This window comes from Pseudomonas sp. NPDC088322 (assembly GCF_044740745.1).
In the GTDB taxonomy this organism is placed as follows: Bacteria; Pseudomonadota; Gammaproteobacteria; order Pseudomonadales; family Pseudomonadaceae; genus Aquipseudomonas; species Aquipseudomonas shirazensis.
The window spans coordinates 529,084-547,978 of record NZ_JBIURK010000004.1 but is presented as its reverse complement, the minus strand read 5'-3'; the positions used below and the strand labels follow the sequence as shown (position 1 = coordinate 547,978).

At 59.8% G+C, this 18,895-nt stretch carries 15 protein-coding genes, 4 tRNA genes and 1 pseudogene; 4 read left to right on the top strand and 16 right to left on the bottom strand.

The window, feature by feature from the left end:
- Positions 1–57: 57 nt before the first annotated feature.
- Positions 58–279: pseudogene (locus tag ACIOAU_RS13275) on the top strand (terminase); the annotation flags it as partial.
- Positions 280–281: 2 nt separating this feature from the next.
- On the opposite strand, the gene ACIOAU_RS13270 reads toward ACIOAU_RS13275, so the two are convergent.
- The 3 genes from ACIOAU_RS13270 to ACIOAU_RS13260 form a co-directional block, all read right to left on the bottom strand.
- Entirely contained in the window at positions 282–1,079 is a 798-nt protein-coding gene (locus ACIOAU_RS13270) for an acyl-CoA thioesterase II (RefSeq protein ID WP_181108120.1), read from the bottom strand.
- Positions 1,080–1,190: 111 nt separating this feature from the next.
- Entirely contained in the window at positions 1,191–1,958 is a 768-nt protein-coding gene (locus ACIOAU_RS13265) for a CHAD domain-containing protein (RefSeq protein WP_150569839.1), read from the bottom strand.
- Positions 1,959–1,972: 14 nt separating this feature from the next.
- On the bottom strand, positions 1,973–2,251 hold the full coding sequence (locus tag ACIOAU_RS13260) for a hypothetical protein (protein ID WP_101321064.1): 279 nt from the start codon (positions 2,249–2,251) through the stop codon (positions 1,973–1,975).
- A 154-nt stretch (positions 2,252–2,405) separates the two neighbouring features.
- Between ACIOAU_RS13260 and ACIOAU_RS13255 the strand changes: the two genes are divergently transcribed.
- Positions 2,406–3,446: a patatin-like phospholipase family protein gene (locus ACIOAU_RS13255; protein ID WP_101321066.1), complete on the top strand. Its 1,041-nt coding sequence runs from the start codon at positions 2,406–2,408 to the stop codon at positions 3,444–3,446.
- Positions 3,447–3,519: 73 nt separating this feature from the next.
- On the opposite strand, the gene ACIOAU_RS13250 is transcribed toward ACIOAU_RS13255, so the two are convergent.
- The 12 genes from ACIOAU_RS13250 to ACIOAU_RS13195 all read right to left on the bottom strand — a co-directional run bounded on the left by ACIOAU_RS13250 (position 3,520) and on the right by ACIOAU_RS13195 (position 14,216).
- Positions 3,520–5,391, bottom strand: coding sequence for a SurA N-terminal domain-containing protein (locus ACIOAU_RS13250; protein ID WP_401182420.1), 1,872 nt, complete (start codon positions 5,389–5,391; stop codon positions 3,520–3,522).
- A gap of 180 nt (positions 5,392–5,571) precedes the next feature.
- Positions 5,572–5,844: an HU family DNA-binding protein gene (locus ACIOAU_RS13245; protein ID WP_101321070.1), complete on the bottom strand. Its 273-nt coding sequence runs from the start codon at positions 5,842–5,844 to the stop codon at positions 5,572–5,574.
- A gap of 170 nt (positions 5,845–6,014) precedes the next feature.
- A complete protein-coding gene (gene lon / locus ACIOAU_RS13240; protein ID WP_101321072.1) occupies positions 6,015–8,411 on the bottom strand; it encodes an endopeptidase La in 2,397 nt (798 codons plus the stop codon).
- A 153-nt stretch (positions 8,412–8,564) separates the two neighbouring features.
- A complete protein-coding gene (gene clpX / locus ACIOAU_RS13235) occupies positions 8,565–9,848 on the bottom strand; it encodes an ATP-dependent Clp protease ATP-binding subunit ClpX (protein WP_101321075.1) in 1,284 nt (427 codons plus the stop codon).
- Positions 9,849–9,956: 108 nt separating this feature from the next.
- Complete coding sequence (clpP, locus tag ACIOAU_RS13230) at positions 9,957–10,598, bottom strand: ATP-dependent Clp endopeptidase proteolytic subunit ClpP (protein WP_101321077.1); 642 nt, start codon at positions 10,596–10,598, stop codon at positions 9,957–9,959.
- Between the two features lie 91 nt (positions 10,599–10,689).
- The gene (gene tig, locus ACIOAU_RS13225) at positions 10,690–12,003 is read right to left on the bottom strand and encodes a trigger factor (protein WP_103437967.1); all 1,314 of its coding nucleotides are present in this window, start codon (positions 12,001–12,003) and stop codon (positions 10,690–10,692) included.
- A gap of 234 nt (positions 12,004–12,237) precedes the next feature.
- Positions 12,238–12,543: a DUF6388 family protein gene (locus tag ACIOAU_RS13220; protein ID WP_150569837.1), complete on the bottom strand. Its 306-nt coding sequence runs from the start codon at positions 12,541–12,543 to the stop codon at positions 12,238–12,240.
- 202 nt (positions 12,544–12,745) lie between these two features.
- Positions 12,746–13,525: a class I SAM-dependent methyltransferase gene (locus ACIOAU_RS13215; RefSeq protein WP_150572403.1), complete on the bottom strand. Its 780-nt coding sequence runs from the start codon at positions 13,523–13,525 to the stop codon at positions 12,746–12,748.
- Between the two features lie 237 nt (positions 13,526–13,762).
- Positions 13,763–13,838 (bottom strand) — tRNA-His (locus ACIOAU_RS13210).
- Positions 13,839–13,871: 33 nt separating this feature from the next.
- Positions 13,872–13,956, bottom strand: a tRNA-Leu gene (locus ACIOAU_RS13205).
- A 57-nt stretch (positions 13,957–14,013) separates the two neighbouring features.
- A tRNA-His gene (locus ACIOAU_RS13200) sits at positions 14,014–14,089 on the bottom strand.
- 50 nt (positions 14,090–14,139) lie between these two features.
- Positions 14,140–14,216: transfer RNA gene (locus ACIOAU_RS13195), tRNA-Arg, on the bottom strand.
- A gap of 269 nt (positions 14,217–14,485) precedes the next feature.
- On the opposite strand from ACIOAU_RS13195, the gene folD reads away from it, so the two are divergent.
- Positions 14,486–15,340: a bifunctional methylenetetrahydrofolate dehydrogenase/methenyltetrahydrofolate cyclohydrolase FolD gene (gene folD / locus ACIOAU_RS13190; protein WP_101321083.1), complete on the top strand. Its 855-nt coding sequence runs from the start codon at positions 14,486–14,488 to the stop codon at positions 15,338–15,340.
- Between the two features lie 78 nt (positions 15,341–15,418).
- Here folD and ACIOAU_RS13185 read toward each other — a convergent pair whose 3' ends face one another.
- A complete protein-coding gene (locus tag ACIOAU_RS13185) occupies positions 15,419–17,122 on the bottom strand; it encodes a putative bifunctional diguanylate cyclase/phosphodiesterase (protein WP_401182412.1) in 1,704 nt (567 codons plus the stop codon).
- Positions 17,123–17,523: 401 nt separating this feature from the next.
- Here ACIOAU_RS13185 and ACIOAU_RS13180 point away from each other — a divergent pair, with 401 nt between their 5' ends.
- Positions 17,524–18,834, top strand: coding sequence for a C4-dicarboxylate transporter DctA (locus tag ACIOAU_RS13180; protein ID WP_101321087.1), 1,311 nt, complete (start codon positions 17,524–17,526; stop codon positions 18,832–18,834).
- Positions 18,835–18,895 lie beyond the last annotated feature (61 nt).

The window sequence follows — 18,895 nt, the reverse complement described above, 5'->3', positions numbered from 1 at the left end:
ATTGGCCGCAATGATCGCGCAGCACTAAGCTTTGGGCATGACTGTGAGGAAATGCCCATGAGCAAGCGCCTGTTCAACCTTCACCCCAGCCAATGGCGTGGCGCCCACCACGCCCACCGCCAACCGGCCGAGCTGGCACTGTTGCTGCTAGCCGTAGCGTTGGGCGTTCTTGGAGCATTGCTGGTCCTGTCCGGCGTGTTCAGTATGGACCTGAGCCAGATTGCGGTAGGCCTGATCGCCTTGATCGCGGGTCTGGGCCTGCAACGCCACGGCTATCGTCGCTAGGCAAATACGGTGACGGTTTGGCGGCTGAGGGCAAGCAGCTCGCCGTCAGCCGTCCACAACGCCGCGCGGGCATGGCCGTAGCCATCCTTGGCGTATTCCGTGTCCACGCAATACCGGCACCAGTCATGGGTGCTCAGTTGCGGCCGGGGCTGAATGAATTCGATGGTCCAGGTCAGGGTGCTGCCCGCCGCAGGCTGTTTCAGGTGCGGCAGCAGGCTCGGCGGCCAGGCGTCGACCAAGGCCAGCAGATGCGCTTCGGTCGCGGCTTCCTCAGGCACATCCCGCAGACGCACCCAGCCGCCCATTTGCCGTGAAGTGTTGCCACTGAAGGGCAGCCCGCCGAGCGTCCAGCGTAAGGCCACATTGCGCATGAACTCTGGCGTCACACCTTTGATATAAGGCAGTTCCGGCGCTGCTTCGGCGAGCGCCTTCATCTCGACCGGGGGCTGCGCAGGAACATCTATCAGCGAGGAGCGGCCCGCGCCAAAGCTGCCCTGCACGATCGTCACTACCTGGCCTTGCTGCACAGCACGCCCAAGCAGGGTGCTGACGGCTTTACCCTCGCGCAGCACCTCTACGTCGAAGCTGATCGGGATATCTGCCGCGGCGGGAGCAACGAAGGTGATGGCCAGCGAGCGCACCGGACGCTCGTCGACAAGTTGCAGGCGCATGCGCTCATAGACCATGGCAGCCATCAGCCCGCCGAAAACTGCACGCCCCTGCGCCCAGGTGGCAGGCACCGTGACGGCTTCTGGTGATTGTTGTACCGCGGCCAGCAATTGGGTGAAGGTCATGGCGATCTCGCAGGCTTGGCTATCGAATCGGGGCGGCCAGGCGCCCCAGCTGCAGCCGATCTTAACCAGCTGCGCTCGCCGATGCAGGCTTCATATCGGTCAATCCAGCGCCTAGCGGCGTGACACTGCCTTGTGCAGGCGCTTCAAGGTCAGGTCGCCTTGCCGCTCAGCGGCCTCAAGCTCAGCCTGCCAGGCCGCCTGGCAGGGCCGTAGCGCTGCGTCGAGCGGTACCTGCACCAACCACTGCAGACGGTCGTGCCAATCGCCCAGATCGCCTTGTGCGCGCTTGAGCAGGCGCTGCAACTTGTCGCCGGCATGATCAAGCTGTGGGTAGGCCTCATCGCCATAGCGCACCCGCTTGATCAGCAGGCGCAAACGGTGCCGATCGTGGGCTGGGTCGAGTAACCCCTGCTGTAGTTTGTGCCACTGTTTGCCGAGGCGTTTGTCGACGCGTTTTTGCAGGCCTTTGACCAGGCCTTCGCGATCCGCTGCCCGCAGAAACGCCGGAAACGCGTCGATGATCGCCAGCATGCGCGTCAACTCGGGACTCGCGGCCACAGTGGCAAAGGTCTGCGCCCTGCCCCGCAGGCGCCGCTCGGCAGCGTCCTGTTGACCACGCTCGCGCAACTCGGCAGCGAGCACCTCACGGTCACGCAGCGGCGTGGTCAGGGCGCCCAGTGCCCGCGCGGCATCTTCCAACTGATCGACTGCAGGCAAGCCCCGCAGCGGCCGCAGCAAACTGCGCAGGCGCCGCGTGGTGGTGCGCAGGTCGTGCAGGGCTTCACTGTCGACATCAGCCGCCAGCCGCTCGCGGCAGGCGAGCAAGCGCACCTGCAGGGTCAGCACCTGGGCAACCACGTGATCAAGCATGGCAGACATACAACGCTCCTTGTTCAACGCCCGGCGCGGGACTCACGAATGTAGAAGCGGGCCTTCTCGGATTTTTTCGCACAGCCTTCGAAGCCTTCGAACTGCTGCTGGGTCTTGGCCCCGGTCAACAGCGACAATGCCTTGGAATAACTGACGGTGCCCGCAAACCCTTCGGCCTTGGCCAGGTCGAGCTCCTTCCAGGCGGCGTCCAGCTGGGTTGCGCAGCTATCACGATAGGCCGTCTTGCCGGCGCAGCCAGCGAGCGCCACAACCATCAATGGCAGGCAGATCCATGCTTTCATCAGTAATACCTCAAAGTGCACAAGGGAGTGGCCGTTCGACGCTCGGCCAAGCGAAAAGTGCCCTCATCAGCGTAGTCCAGCAAGGCTTGCATTGAAGCCGAGGGCGCAATGGGTGCATTGTTCGGGGATGGTTGCACAGCCACGAGGGAATGACATGAGTAAACGCGTTGCATTGGTGCTGGGTTCGGGCGGTGCACGAGGCTATGCGCACATCGGGGTGATCGAAGAAATCGAGCGCCGCGGCTACGAGATATCCTGCATTGCCGGCTGCTCGATGGGCGCGGTGGTCGGCGGTATCTATGCGGCAGGCAAGCTCGATGACTATCGCCACTGGATCGAGAGCCTGGATTACCTGGATGTACTGCGGCTGGTCGATGTGAGCTTTCGTCTCGGCGCTATTCGCGGTGACAAGGTGTTTGGCCAGATACGCAAGATTGTCGGTGAAATCAACATCGAACAGCTGCGCATTCCCTATACGGCGGTGGCCACCGACCTCACCAATCAGCAGGAAATCTGGTTTCAGGAAGGCTGCCTGCACCAGGCCATGCGCGCCTCGGCGGCAATACCAAGCCTGTTCACCCCCGTCGTGCAGGGCAACCGCATGCTGGTCGACGGCGGCATTCTCAACCCGCTGCCGATCGTGCCGGTGGTTTCCAGCCACTGTGACCTGATCATCGCGGTCAACCTCAACGCCACCAACCAGAACCAGTACCAGTTGCCGGTGATCGAGCGCCCCGCCGCGTTCAAGAAGCGCTTCGACGCGCTGATGAGCTCGGTGGGTTCGCGCCTGCCGTTCCGCCGCAAGCCGGCAGAGCAGCTCAGCCGCATCGACCAGGCAGTGCTTGCCGAGAACCTGATCGCAAGCAATCCGTGGCTGGGTGAAGCGGCCAACCCCGAAGGCCAGCAACCCGCTGCGGCGCCCGAGAGCGGCGGCGCACCGCGCTCAGCAGCGGGCTCGTTCATCATCGACAACGTCGGCCCGGCGTCCCTGCTCGACCTGATCAACCAGAGCTTCGAGGTCATGCAGACGTCGCTGGCGCAGTACAAGATTGCCGGCTACCCGCCAGATGTACTGATCAACGTGCCCAAGCGGGTGTGCCAGTTCTTCGAGTTCTACAAGGCACCGGAGCTGATCGCCCTGGGCCGGGAAATCGCCCGCGACACGCTGGACATCTACGAGGGCAAGCGGCGCTGATTACCGCGCATTTGCAGGCTGCAGAAACCAGACAGGCCGCATAAGCGGCCTGTCTGGTTTTGGGCAGATCAACTCAGTAGCGAGTGATCTCGGCATTAGCTGCCAACTGCTTGCGGTAGGCCGCGAAGTCCTGCTGACCGGCACGCGAAGCGAGGTAGCGGCGGATCTGCTGCTTCTCTTCGTCGGTGGCCGCAGCGCCTTCGTTGACGCCGCGCAGTTGGACCACCACCAGGCTGCCATCGGCGAGCACGGCACTGGCGTATTCAGGGTTGTCCTTGCCGGCAGGCTTGGCCAGGCGGAACACTGCCTGCAGCTCGACTGGATCGATACCTTCCTGGCCGCGGCTGACCGCTTCCTGGACTTTCCAGGTCTGACCGTCATGGCCAGCACCGGCGGCGATCGAACCGTCACGCAGACCGGCAATCAGTTTGTCAGCCTTGGCTTTGAGTTCGGCAGTCGCCTTCTCTTTGGCCAGGTGCTCACTGATCCGTTGCGCGACTGCTTCCAGTGGCAGTTGCTCGGGCTTGCGGTGTTCTTTGACACGCAGCACCAGCACGGTCTCTGGATCCAGCTCGATGGCGCTGCTGTTGGCGCCTTCGTCGATCACTTCCTCGCTGAACGCGGCCTGGACGACCTGGCGGTTAGCTGTAATGCCGTCGCCACCTTCACGCCCGAACGGCGCCGAAGTCTGCACTTTCAAACCCAGGTCCTGAGCCGGCTGGGCCAGGTCGGAGGCTTCGAAGGCGGAGTCTTCCAGTTGCTTGGTCACTTCAACGAAGCGCTGCTCGACCTGCTGGGTTTTCAGCTCGCGGGTCAGCTTGTCTTTCAGGCTGGCGAAGGTCGGCACTTGCGGCGCCTCGACACCCAGCAGCTTGATCAGGTGATAACCAAACTCGCTGCGAACCGGCTGCGACACCTGGTCCTTGTTCAGCTTGTACAGGGCATCTTCAAACTCGGCGTCGTAAGCACCAGGGCCGGCGAAGCCAAGATCACCACCGCTGGCAGCGGAACCGGCGTCCTGCGAGAACTCCTTGGCCAGGGCGGCGAAGTCTTCACCTTTGGCCAGACGCTGCTGGATCTCTTCGATCTTGGCCTTGGCCTGGGCATCGCTGACCTTGTCGTTGACATCGATGAGGATGTGCGCGGCATGGCGTTGCTCGGCCAGGTTGGCGATCTCTTTCTCGTACAGCGCTTGCAGCTCGGCCGGATCGACCTTGACCTGGTCGAAGAACGCCGACTTCTTCAGCTCGATGTAGTCGATGACGACCTGATCCGGCGTCATGAACTCCTTGGCGTGCTGGTCGTAGTGCGCCTTGACCTCTTCATCACTGACCTTGACCGCCGCCGGGTTGGCCTTGAAGGTCAACGAGGCGAAGTCGCGGGTCTGTTTTTCCAGACGCGCAAACGCCTCGACCTGTTTGTCGGTGACAAAGCTGCTGCCGGCAAGCCCGGTGCGCAGCTGGCCGATGAGCATTTCTTCGGCGAGCATCTCGCGGAACTGCAGGCGCCCGTAGCCCATCTGGCGAATGACCTGGTCGAAGCGGTTTGCATCGAACTTGCCATCAACCTGGAACTCAGGCGTTTGCAGGATCACTTGATCCAGCGCCGCCTCGGAGAATGCAAATTTCGCGTCCTTGGCACCTTCCAACAGCAATTTGCGATCGATCAAGCCTTTGAGCGCTGCTTCACGCAGCATCTTTTCGTCCAGCAGAGCAGGATCGAAGTCCTTGCCCAGCTGTTGCATCAGCTGGCGGCGCTGCATATCGACAGCCTGGCTCAGCTCGTTCTGGCTGATGGTTTCACCGTTTACCTTGGCGGCGTCCTGGCTATGGCTGGCGGCCTGAAAAATCGCCTCGAAGCCCGTCAATGCCATCAGCACGACGATAAGGCCGATGATGGTCTTGGCAATCCAACCCTGTGAATTGTCCCTGATATTCTGCAGCATGCGTCCCCCAGAAACGGTTGTACCACTGCGTCGTCAACCGCGGAGCGTGGGTAGAGTCCTGATAGAAGAAAGGCGCATCCGAAGATGCGCCTTCTCGAAGCGAGCGTGACGGCGGGAACGTTTGCGTCCCGCCGTCACGCGATTGGCCACGGTAGCGCCGCGGCCGGCTGAACAGACGACTTAGTTGACAGCGTCTTTCAGGCCTTTGCCAGGCTTGAAGCCAGGAACCTTGGCGGCGGCGATCTTGATCGCAGCACCGGTTTGCGGGTTACGGCCAGTGCGCTCGGCACGGTCTTTGACCGTGAAAGTACCGAAACCTACCAGAACCACGTCGTCGCCTTTTTGCAGAGCGCCCTGTACGGAGTCGATCACTGCATCCAGAGCCTTACCGGCGGTGGCTTTCGAAATATCAGCAGATGTGGCGATAGCGTCAATCAGTTCCGACTTGTTCACTCTAAGTCCCCTTATATCTCTAATTTAAGTATGTTTCTAAGTATGTAATTAGTGCGTGTAAAAATTAGTGCGTGCAAAACGAGCGCTGGGTGGCCTGTTGACACGAGCGTGCCGCTTTATAGCAAGGGCCCGAAAAAACTGTCAAGGAAAGCCCCCCAGCGTGAGACGTATTAGTGCGTGCTGATTCTTTCCTTGGCATCGCTGTCGCGCTTGTCATCCTTCGCGACGATCTCCGGAGCCACATCTGGCAAGGGCTCGGGGGCGTATTGCAGCGCAATTTGGAGGACTTCGTCAATCCATTTGACCGGTTTGATCTGAAGATCCTGCTTGATGTTGTCCGGAATCTCTTTCAGGTCACGAACGTTCTCTTCGGGAATGATCACCGTCTTGATCCCACCCCGGTGCGCTGCAAGGAGCTTTTCCTTGAGCCCGCCGATGGCCAGAACCTGACCACGCAAGGTGATCTCGCCGGTCATGGCCACGTCGGCGCGTACCGGGATCTGGGTCAGTGCCGAGACCAATGCGGTGCACATGCCAACGCCTGCGCTCGGGCCATCCTTCGGCGTCGCGCCTTCAGGCATGTGGATGTGAACGTCGCGCTTCTCGTGGAAGTCAGCGGCGATCCCCAGACTACGGGCACGGCTGCGAACCACGGTTTGCGCCGCCGTGATCGACTCGACCATGACGTCACCGAGCGAACCGGTCTTGATCAACTGGCCCTTGCCAGGGATCACTACCGCCTCGATGGTGAGCAATTCCCCGCCCACCTGGGTCCATGCCAGGCCGGTCACTTGACCGATCTGATCCTGCTGCTCAGCCAGGCCGTAACGGAACTTGCGTACGCCCAGGTGATGCTCGAGCTGCTCGCTGGTGACCTTGACCTTCACCGATTTCTGCCCGCTGTGCTCCTTGACCACCTTGCGGCAGATCTTCGCAATCTGACGTTCGAGGCCACGAACACCGGCTTCGCGGGTATAGAAGCGGATGATGTCGCGGATCGCCGAGACATCGATGTCCAGCTCGTCCTTCTTCAGGCCGTTGGCCTTGACCTGCTTGGGCACCAGGTACTTGACCGCGATGTTGATCTTCTCGTCTTCGGTGTAACCCGGCAGACGGATGACTTCCATTCGGTCGAGCAGCGCCGGCGGGATGTTCATCGAGTTCGAGGTGCACAGGAACATTACGTCGGACAGGTCGTAATCGACCTCCAGGTAATGGTCGTTGAAATTGTGGTTCTGCTCGGGATCGAGTACTTCCAGCAGTGCCGAGGCCGGATCGCCGCGCATGTCGCTGCCCATCTTGTCGATCTCGTCAAGCAGGAACAGCGGGTTACGTACGCCAACCTTGGTCATTTTCTGGATCAGGCGGCCCGGCATGGAGCCGATGTAGGTACGCCGGTGACCACGAATCTCGGCCTCGTCACGCACGCCGCCAAGGGCCATCCGGACGAACTTGCGATTGGTAGCAGTGGCGATCGACTCGGCCAGCGAGGTCTTGCCGACGCCAGGCGGGCCAACCAGGCACAGCACAGGACCACGGATCTTTTTCACCCGCTTCTGTACGGCGAGATACTCAAGGATGCGCTCCTTGACCTCGTCCAGGCCATAGTGGTCGGCGTCGAGAATTTCTTCAGCCTTGGCCAGGTCCAGGCGGACCTTGCTCTGGGCTTTCCATGGCACCTGCACCAGCCAGTCGAGGTAGGTCCGCACCACGGTAGCTTCAGCCGACATAGGCGACATCTGCTTGAGTTTGTTCAGCTCAGCCTGAGCCTTGGTCAGGGCATCTTTGGGCAGGCCAGCGGCATCGATGCGCTTTTTCAGCTCTTCGACTTCGTTGTGGCCTTCATCGCCATCACCAAGCTCCTTCTGAATGGCCTTCATCTGCTCATTCAGGTAGTACTCGCGCTGGCTGCGCTCCATCTGCTTCTTGACCCGGCCGCGGATGCGTTTTTCAACCTGCAGCAGGTCGATCTCGCCATCCAGCAAGGCCAGCACGTGCTCGACCCGCGCCTGCAGGTCGACAATCTCGAGGATCTCTTGCTTCTGCTCGATCTTCAGCGCCATATGCGCGGCCATGGTATCGACCAGGCGACCCGGCTCTTCGATGCTGTTGAGCGAGGACAGTACTTCAGCCGGGACTTTCTTGCCCAACTGCACATACTGCTCGAACTGCGACAGCAAGCTGCGCACGAACACTTCCGACTCACGCTCTGGGGCGTCGGTTTCATCGATCAGGCTGACGTCGGCACGGACATGCCCATCAACCTCGTTGAAACGCTCGACAGCGCCGCGCTGCTCACCCTCGACCAGGACCTTGACGGTGCCATCGGGCAGTTTCAGCAGCTGCAGGACAGTGGCGATGGTGCCGACGCGGTACAGGGCGTCTTCACCTGGATCATCATCGGCAGGGTTTTTCTGGGCAAGCAGCAGGATCTGCTTTTCGCCCGTCATCGCCGCCTCGAGGGCTTCGATGGATTTTTCGCGCCCCACAAACAGCGGGATAACCATGTGCGGGTAAACGACGACATCGCGCAATGGCAAAAGAGGCAAGTCGAGGGTTGTCTTCATGATTTCGCCTCTACAGCGGCCTTATGGCCGAATCCGGTGGAAATAGTGCTTGGACCTAATGTGGGGGTAGGTCCTTCAAATTACAAGCACTTAAGCGGGAAAAGCAGAAAGGGGCCCGAAGGCCCCTTTCATTTTTCACAACGGCTGCCTGGATCAGGCGTCCGGTGCGGCTTTGGCCTGCGGCTCGTTGTTCTCGTAAATGAGCAACGGCTGCGAGGTACCTTCGATGACGCTCTCGTCGATCACCACCTTGCTGACTTCCTTCTGCGAAGGAATCTCGTACATGGTGTCGAGCAACACGCCTTCGAGAATCGAACGCAGGCCACGGGCGCCGGTCTTGCGCTCCAGGGCCTTGCGCGCGACGGCCTTGAGAGCGTCGCTGCGGAACTCGAGGTCCACGCTTTCCATCTCGAACAGCTTGGCGTACTGCTTGGTGAGAGCGTTCTTCGGCTCGGTGAGAATCTGCATCAGCGCAGCTTCGTCGAGCTCGTCGAGGGTAGCCAACACCGGCAGACGGCCAACGAACTCAGGGATCAGACCGAACTTGACCAGATCGTCAGGCTCGACTTCACGCAGGGATTCACCAACCTTCTTGCCTTCTTCCTTGCTGCGCACTTCTGCACCAAAACCGATGCCACCTTTGGTGGAACGGCCCTGGATGACCTTCTCGAGGCCAGAGAATGCGCCACCGCAAATGAACAGGATATTGCGGGTATCAACCTGCAGGAATTCCTGTTGCGGGTGCTTGCGACCACCTTGCGGCGGCACGGAAGCCACGGTGCCTTCAATCAACTTCAACAGCGCTTGCTGCACGCCCTCACCCGAAACGTCACGGGTGATCGACGGGTTGTCCGACTTGCGCGAAATCTTGTCGATTTCGTCGATGTAGACAATGCCCATCTGGGCCTTCTCCACGTCGTAGTCGCACTTTTGCAGCAGCTTCTGAATGATGTTCTCGACGTCCTCACCAACATAACCGGCTTCGGTCAGGGTGGTGGCGTCGGCAATGGTAAACGGTACGTTCAAAAGGCGTGCCAGGGTTTCGGCGAGCAGCGTCTTGCCCGAGCCAGTCGGCCCGATCAGGAGAATGTTGCTCTTGCCGAGTTCGACTTCGTCGCCCTTCTTGTCACGCTGATTCAGGCGCTTGTAGTGGTTGTACACCGCTACCGCGAGCACCTTCTTCGCGCGCTCCTGACCAATCACGTACTGGTCAAGGATGCCGCTGATTTCTTTCGGCGAAGGCAATTTGTGCGCATTGCTTTCGGCCTGGGCTTCCTGCACCTCCTCTCGGATGATGTCGTTGCACAGGTCGACGCACTCGTCGCAGATAAATACCGAGGGCCCAGCAATCAATTTGCGCACTTCGTGCTGGCTTTTGCCGCAGAAGGAGCAATAAAGCAATTTGCCGCTGTCCTCGCCGTTACGGGTGTCAGTCATTCGATCGATCCAATCCGGTAGGCTTGCAACACAAGATGAAGGCAATTGCGGGCTTTTTCAAGTCCGCAGGCAGGCGCTTTTGACGCCTGCCTGCTCTGGCCCTGAGGATCAGGACGCCAGTTGCCGCTTGTCGTATACCGAGTCGACCAGGCCGTACTCGGCCGCGCGCTGCGCGCTCATGAAGTTGTCACGCTCAGTATCACGCTGGATCGTCTCCAGATCCTGGCCAGTGTGGTAGGCCAGCAGCTCGTTGAGACGGGCCTTGATGCTGAGGATTTCCTGGGCGTGGATCTGGATGTCGGTGGCCTGACCCTGGAAGCCGCCAAGCGGCTGGTGGATCATGACGCGCGAGTTCGGCAGGCAGTGACGCTTGCCCTTGGCACCCGCGGTCAACAGGAAGGCACCCATGCTGCAGGCTTGGCCGATGCAGATGGTGGAGACATCCGGCTTGATGAACTGCATGGTGTCGTAGATCGACATGCCCGCAGTCACCGAACCGCCCGGTGAGTTGATGTAGAGATGGATATCCTTGTCCGGGTTTTCCGCTTCGAGGAACAACATCTGTGCCACTACCAGGTTGGCCATGTAGTCTTCTACAGGACCTACCAGGAAGATCACCCGCTCTTTCAAGAGGCGCGAGTAGATGTCATAGGCGCGTTCGCCGCGGGCGGACTGCTCGACAACCATCGGGACCAGACCGCCTGCGGCCTGGATGTCAGAGCTCTGCTGAATATAAGAATTGCGGGACATGTCCTGCACTCACTCCCAAATAGTCATGGCTTGAATACGCACAAGCCAGCGCGAAGGCTGGCTTGTGGTGGTTTCCTACGAGAGTTGCAGATTACTCAGCTTCGGCAGGAGCCTGTGCTGGTTTTACTGCTTCTTCGTACGAGACCGATTTGTCGGTCACAGTCGCTTTCTGCAGGACAGTATCTACAACTTGCTCTTCCAGCACAACCGAACGCACTTCGTTCAGCTGCTGGTCGTTTTTGTAGTACCAGCTGATGACCTGCTCTGGCTCCTGGTAAGCGGAAGCCATTTCTTCGATCATCTCGCGAACCTTGCCTTCGTCAGGCTTGAGGTCGAACTGCTTGACCACTTCAGCCACGATCAGACCCAGCACGACGCGGCGCTTGGCTTGTTCTTCGAACAGCTCGGCCGGCAGTTGCTCAGGCTTGATGTTGCCACCGAACTGCTGAACAGCCTGTACGCGCAGACGGTTGACTTCGTTTTCCAGCAGCGCTTTTGGCACTTCGATCGGGTTGGCGGCCAGCAGACCGTCCATGACCTGGTTTTTTACCTTGGTCTTGATCGCCTGGCGCAGCTCACGCTCCATGTTCTTGCGAACTTCGGTGCGGAAGCCTTCCAGAGTGGTTTCCTTGATGCCGAACTGGGCGAAGAACTCTTCGTTCAGCTCAGGCAGCTGGGGAGCCGAAACGCTGTTCACGGTGATGGTGAACTCAGCAGCTTTGCCAGCCAGGTCGAGGTTCTGGTAGTCCTCTGGGAAGGTCACGTTGACAACGCGCTCTTCGCCAGCTTTGGCGCCTACCAGGCCATCTTCGAAGCCTGGGATCATGCGGCCGGAGCCCAGTACCAGCTGGGTGCCCTTGGCCGAGCCACCGGCGAACTCTTCACCGTCAACCTTGCCGACGAAGTCGATGTTGACCTGGTCGTCGATCTGCGCAGCGCGCTCGACAGTTTCAAAGCGGGTGTTCTGCTTGCGCAGGACTTCCAGCATGTTGTCCAGGTCAGCATCAGCCACTTCGGCGCTCAGACGCTCGACGTTGATCGAGTCGAAGCCGGCAACGGTGAACTCTGGGAACACTTCGAAGATGGCAACGAATTCCAGGTCCTTGCCTTTTTCGAAGGACTTTGGCTCAACGGCCGGGGCGCCAGCCGGGTTCAGCTTCTGCTCAACCACAGCCTCGTAGAAGGACGACTGAACCAGGTCACCGAAGGCTTCCTGACGGGCAGCTTCTTCGTAACGCTGGCGGATCACGCTCATTGGCACCTTGCCAGGGCGGAAGCCCGCAACCTTGGCGCGACGGGCAGTCTGCTGCAGACGCTTGTTGACTTCGGTCTCGACGCGCTCGGCCGGGACGGCGATGGTCATGCGGCGCTCGAGAGCGGAAGTGTTTTCAACCGAAACTTGCATGGATATTCCTCGTTGCACAGACGTTAGCCGGCGAAAGCCCGACTCCAGAATCAAGGGCAAGCATTCTAGTGACTCACGCACCAGAAGTCACCCCACTCAAGACGACGGGAAATCTCGCCGATCGATTTCATGGAAAACCCTGCGCAAAATGCGCCAGGCCTCATCTATAAAGGGCTGCACGCAGGCAGCCGCAGCCCCTGACTGAAAAACCTTGTCAAACAAACACGGCGGCAATCAGCCGTGCTCGGGGTCGATCTCGTTGAACGCGCAGTACTCATCCCACTCCATGCCCAACGCCTCGGCCACCTCACGGTGCACCTCAAGACGCATGGCGTGCAGTTCCTCAGGGCTCTGAGCGACCAATTGCAGGGTCAGTTCCCAGGGCTCGATGCCCTGCTCCTGCGCTGCATCATCAAAGGCCCACTGGATCTGCTGAGCCTGCTCGCGCGGGCTCAATTCGCGGATCTCTTCGAGCATCTGCGGATTGGCCTCGGCAAAGCGTTGCAGTGCCAGCGCCTGGCGAGCTTCTTTGGCTATCATCGGGTATTTCCTCTGGCGGCAGCTGGCCGCAATTCAACCAGCTGAAATCTATCAGCTTTTACTGAATTGTCACCAGCGCAGCGTGCCAAAGCGCGTCCAGAGGCTACAGACGCCGAGCACGAGTGGCCCGACGAGGTGCACCTGCGGGCTAGCCCCAATCAGCAGGGGCCGCCCAAGACCTTTGCGGCAATAATGGTCGCGATCAGACGAAACTGATGTTATGACGCTGCGCGCCGTAGACTACACGTGCCGCTGTAATCAGCTGATGTGGGATCTCTACATAGGGCACGTCGGAGTTGGTCAGCGCCACATCGAACAATTGCACCAGCTTGGAATTGCGGCGCACAAGAATCACGTCCGACCAATCCGTATTGGTGACTGCGACAGGGATGAAGTCGGTGCGCTTCATGAAACTGCCCAACGCCTCGAGAACACCCAGATTCTGCTTGGTGCCCATGACGCTGTGGCAGCAATCATTGAGCATCATGATGCCATCTTCACCGAGAAACTCCTGATAGCGCATCATATCGCGCAGGACGTATTCGTACTGATGATTGGCATCGACATACACCAGGTCAAACTGATGAATGCCGGTTTGTTGGCGGACCTTGTCGATGGCACTGATGGTATCGGCGCGGATCATGCTCACTTCCGGCTTGTCGACGAACTTCGCTGCGCACTCGTCATAGAGCGCATCCCAGGTCGCCGGGTCGTGCATAGAGCCGCCATAGTAGTACTCGTAGGCATCAACCGGTGCGACCCACTCCGGCAGCTCGTCGAATGGGCTGTAGGCATCGTTGGCCGCAGCGCTCCAGCTGTCAATCAGGACCATACGTTCCGGCTCCATGGCCGCATACATCTTCAATGCGTTTTCCCCGCGGAGCACACCCAGCTCCGCCACCAATGGGCGCTTTTCAAGCGACTGGAATACTGCACCCAGCAAACGATAAAAGTTGTCTCGATTGGTATGGCAGACTTTCATGGTTGATCCTTGTATGCACGAGAGTGGCGCGCCAGTAGACCAGCGGCAGGCCTCCCACCTAGCAAGAAACCGACCAACAAGAATAAAAAACCAATAGAATCAGCAGGTTATTCGCGCAAGCCACCCCCGACAGCCTGCATCATGCGAAGGCGGCGCCAGCCAAATGACGGACCACCTCGAAAAGAAGGCAAAAAAAAGGCGCCTGATCATTCGATCGAGGCGCCTTTAATATAAATATGGGGTGGACGATGGGAATCGAACCCACGACAACCGGAATCACAATCCGGCGCTCTACCAACTGAGCTACGCCCACCATAGTGCGGTACTGCGTTGAAACCTTGAAGCATGGTGCGGATGAAGAGACTCGAACTCTTACAGCTTGCGCCGCTGGAACCTAAATCCAGTGTGTCTACCAATTCCACCACATCCGCATGCAACACTTAAATCAAAGGCGCCAGATCGTTCAATCAAGGCGCCTTCGAAAAATATGGGGTGGACGATGGGAATCGAACCCACGACAACCGGAATCACAATCCGGCGCTCTACCAACTGAGCTACGCCCACCATATAGCGGCATTACGTTACTGCATCACTTGCGTGCCTAAGCTGCCTAATGGCGCACCCGGCAGGACTCGAACCTGCGACCATCCGCTTAGAAGGCGGATGCTCTATCCAGCTGAGCTACGGGCACATAAGCAATCTGCCTAACCTCACAGGGGCTGGCAGCAACGCTGCGAACCACCCATTCTGCCCGACTTCGCCAACCAGTGATAGGCTGTGCCCGACAAGTGCGCCGAATGTTATAGACGAGCTGTAAAAGCGTCAACACCTTTCTCTAAAAAATCGAAATTATTGAAGGAGTTAGAGGATTTGCCCGACCACCCGCCTTTGCCCTCGGGCCGTGTCGTGCGAGAATGCGCCATTCTATCTGTTTCTTTCTCGATGGTTAATCACGCGTCTATGACTGCACACCTTATCGATGGCAAGGCGATCGCCGCCAACCTGCGCCAGCAGATCGCTCAACAGGTCGTGGAGCGCCGCCAGCAAGGCCTGCGCACGCCAGGCCTGGCAGTGATCCTGGTCGGCACCGATCCCGCCTCCCAAGTCTATGTATCGCACAAGCGCAAGGACTGCGAAGAGGTCGGCTTTATCTCCCAGGCGTTCGACCTGCCCAGCGAAACCTCCCAGCAAGCGCTGACCGACCTGATCGACCAGCTCAATGAGGACGCCGCAGTCGACGGCATCCTCCTGCAGCTGCCGTTGCCAGCGCACCTCGACGCTTCGCTGCTGCTCGAGCGGATTCGCCCGGACAAGGACGTCGACGGTTTCCATCCGTATAACGTCGGCCGCCTCGCCCAGCGCATCCCGCTACTGCGCCCATGCACCCCGAAAGGCATCATGGCCCTGCTGGAAAGCACCGGCCAGGACCTGTACGGGATGGACGCTGTGGTCGTCGGCGCCTCGAATATCGTTGGCCGGCCGATGGCCATGGAGCTGCTGCTGGCTGGCTGCACCGTGACCGTCACTCACCGCTTCACCAAGGATCTGGCCGAACACGTCGGCCGTGCCGATCTGGTCGTGGTTGCGGCGGGCAAGCCGGGCCTGGTCAAGGGTGAATGGATCAAGCCGGGCGCAATCGTCATCGACGTCGGCATCAACCGCCAGGAAGACGGCAAGCTGGTCGGCGATGTGGTCTACGAGACCGCCCTGCCCCGTGCCGGCTGGATTACGCCGGTACCAGGCGGCGTTGGGCCGATGACTCGCGCCTGCCTGCTGGAAAACACCTTGTATGCGGCGCAAGAGCTGCATAAATAAGGTCAACGCCAACGGTGGCCAAGGCTGCTACAGCGTAAAAAACGGCACTCATGTGCCGTTTTTTTTGAGCCCAGCTCGTCAGATGCGCTTGAGCACTCCACCAGGCCACTGCTCTGGCTGCACGTAGCCGTGCGCCCACACCAGCACATCCGCCGCCGGCATGGGCCGCGCAATCGCATACCCCTGAGCCAGATCACAGCCCAGCGCCATCAATACCAGGCCGTGCTCGTGAGTCTCAAGACCCTCGGCGATGACCTCGCGGCCAAAGGCCCGAGCCAGGCCGATCACCGCCCGGGTCAGAGCCAGGTCATCCTGATCATGCAAAATGTCCCGCACGAACGACTTGTCGATCTTGATCGTCTGCGCCTGCAATCGCTTCAGGTAGCTGAGCGAGGAATAGCCGGTACCGAAGTCGTCCAGCGAGAAACGCACCCCAAGGCCCTGACAAGCCGCCAGGCATTGGCTAACGTGCTGGATATTCTCGATGGCGACCGACTCGACGATCTCCAGGTCCAGCAGCGCCGGATCGACCGAGGCATGGCGCGCCAGCAATTGCTCCAGACGCTCGGCAAAATCAGCGCGCTGCAAATGACGCGCAGCGATGTTGACGCTGACCGACCATTGATGACCTTGCGTGTGCCAGCTTTGCAATTGCCTCAAGGCCTGCTCGATCACCCATTCGCCCAGTTCGACGATCAGGTCGGTCTGCTCGACCAATGGCAGAAAATCTCCAGGCATCACCATTCCGTTGAGCGAGTGCTGCCAGCGCAGCAGCCCTTCAAAGCCCAGCACTTCCCCGCTGCGCATATTCACCTTGGGCTGGTAATGCAGGCACAGCTCACCGTCATGCAGGGCCTGGCGAACCCGCGCCACGGTCTGGTGAGTGGCCTTGAGTTCAAGCTCCTGCGTCACGTCGAACAGGTGATAACGGTTGCGCCCGCGCTGCTTGGCGACATACATGGCCTGATCGGCATGGCGCACCAGAGTGTCGGCATCCTCGTCATCCTGCGGAAACAGGGTAACGCCGATGCTCGCACTGACGATCACGGTCTGCTCGCGTAACGGATAAGGCGCCGCCAGGGCATCGAGGATGCGCTGCAGGCCTGCATGCAGCTGGTCACTGTCCTTTACATGGCGCAGGATCAGCACAAACTCATCCCCTGACAGACGCGCCACCGAGTCCCCTGCGCGCAAGATCTTTTGCAGACGGCTCGCCACTTCCACCAGCAACCGGTCACCCGCGGCATGCCCGTAGCCGTCGTTGACCGCCTTGAACCGGTCCAGATCAAGCATGCACACGGCCAACGGAATGTCCTCTCTGCGAGAAAAAGCCAGGGCCTGATTGAGCAGATCGGACAGGTAGGCGCGATTGGGCAGCCCGGTCAACACATCGTGTCCGACCCGCCACTGCAGGGTGTGCAGCAGTTGGCGCTTTTCGGTCACGTCGAAGCGGATCGAAACGTACTTGCGAACCTTACCCGACGCCGGATCAATCAACGGCACCATGGTGCTGTCGACCCAATACAACGAACCGTCCTTGGCACGGTTGCAGATCTCGCCTTTCCAGACCTGCCCGGCCACCAGCGCGCGCCACATGTCGAGGAAGAACTCAGGCTCGTGCAGGCCCGAATTGAGGATCCGGTGGTTGGCGCCGAGCAGTTCCTCCCGGCTGTAGCCGGAGATGCTGCAAAACTGCTGGTTGACGTAGGTGATACGCCCGCTCAGGTCGGCTTCGGAAAAAATCGCGGCCGCGTCCACGGCCGCGCGGTAGTTATCGTCCATATGCCATCCTGGCCCAGCGCTTGAACCGCTTCATCCATACAGATCAGGCGGCCGCTCAAGCAAAAGCGGCGGATTCTACGTGTCCATGCCGAGAATGGAAATGAGGCCAAAGCATCAGCGCACTGGCTAGCGCCGTTTGGGTTCAAGCGGCATCTGCCGCACCCTGCACAGCAAATTGCTCTGGCTCGAGCGCTTGCACAGGTAATTTCCCGCGCCAGAGCGGCCAGATGCAATAGCTCGCAACTGGTCAGACCGGTCAGGCCAAATTCACTTGCAATGTAGGAAATTTCGCGGTTTTATGATCGGGCACTGAACAAACCGGTAAGACCACAATAATTAAGTCCTGCGCTCTTTGGCCCGCTGCTCCATCGAAGCAAGGACACCGATCTGAGACTCCTCCCATGCTTAAGTGGTGCTCGCGTTCGATTTTCCTTCAGGTGGTGCTAGGGCTGGTCCTTGGTATCGTTTGCGGCCTCAGCTTCCCTGAGGTCTCCCTCCAGTTGAAACCCCTCGGCGACGGCTTTATCAAGCTGATCAAGATGCTCATCGGCCTGATCGTGTTCTGCGTGGTGGTCAGTGGCATTTCCGGTGCCGGCGACCTGAAAAAGGTCGGGCGCATCGGCCTCAAGTCGGTGATCTACTTCGAGGTACTGACAACTATTGCCCTGGTCATCGGCCTGGTGTTCGCCTTCAGTACCGGCATCGGTAGCGGCGCCAACATCCATCTGGATCAACTGTCTGTTGCCGACGCCAATGGCCTCGCCGACCGCGGCCAGCAGGTGCACAGCACCGCCACCTTCCTCATGGGCCTGATCCCGACCTCGGTCATCGGCGCCTTCGCCGACAACAACATCCTGCAGGTGCTGCTGTTCTCGGTGCTGTTCGGCAGTGCCCTGAACCTGGTTGGTGAAGCCGCGTCAGGCATTTCGCGCCTGATCAACGAACTCAGCCACGTGATCTTCCGCATCATGGGCATGATCGTGCGCCTGGCACCGATTGGCGTGTTCGGCGCGATCGCTTTCACTACCAGCAAATATGGCCTGGAGTCGCTGCACCACCTGGGCGGCCTGGTCGCGCTGTTCTACCTGACCTGCGCCGGCTTCGTGCTGGTCGTGCTCGGCACCGTGATGCGCCTGTCGGGCCTGCGCCTGCTGCCACTGATCAAGTACCTGCGTGAAGAGCTGACCATCGTCATGGGCACCGCTTCGTCCGACGCTGTACTGCCGCAGATCATGCGCAAGCTCGAGCACCTCGGTATCGGCAGCTCGACGGTTGGCCTGGTGATCCCTACCGGCTACTCGTTCAACCTCGACGGTTTCTCGATCTACCTGACGTTGGCCATCGTGTTCATCGCCAATGCCACCGGCACGCCGCTGGCCATGACTGACCTGATGACCATCTTGCTGGTATCGCTGGTCACCTCCAAAGGCGCCCACGGCATCCCCGGCTCGGCACTGGTGATCCTCGCAGCCACGCTGACCGCAGTGCCGGCGATCCCGGTGGTTGGCCTGGTGCTGGTGCTGGCAGTGGACTGGTTCATGGGTATCGGTCGCGCCCTGACCAACCTGATCGGCAACTGCGTCGCCACCGTGGCCATCGCCCGCTGGGAAAAAGACATCGACCTGGAGCGCGCCAACAACGTGCTCAGCGGCAAACCGGGCTTTGCCCACCAGCCGCGCAAACAACCCATTGCCCATCAACAGGAGTTCTGATTGATACAGGCCGGCAGCGATGCCGGCCTGTTTCAGGAGCGTTATGCAACTTTTATCAGGA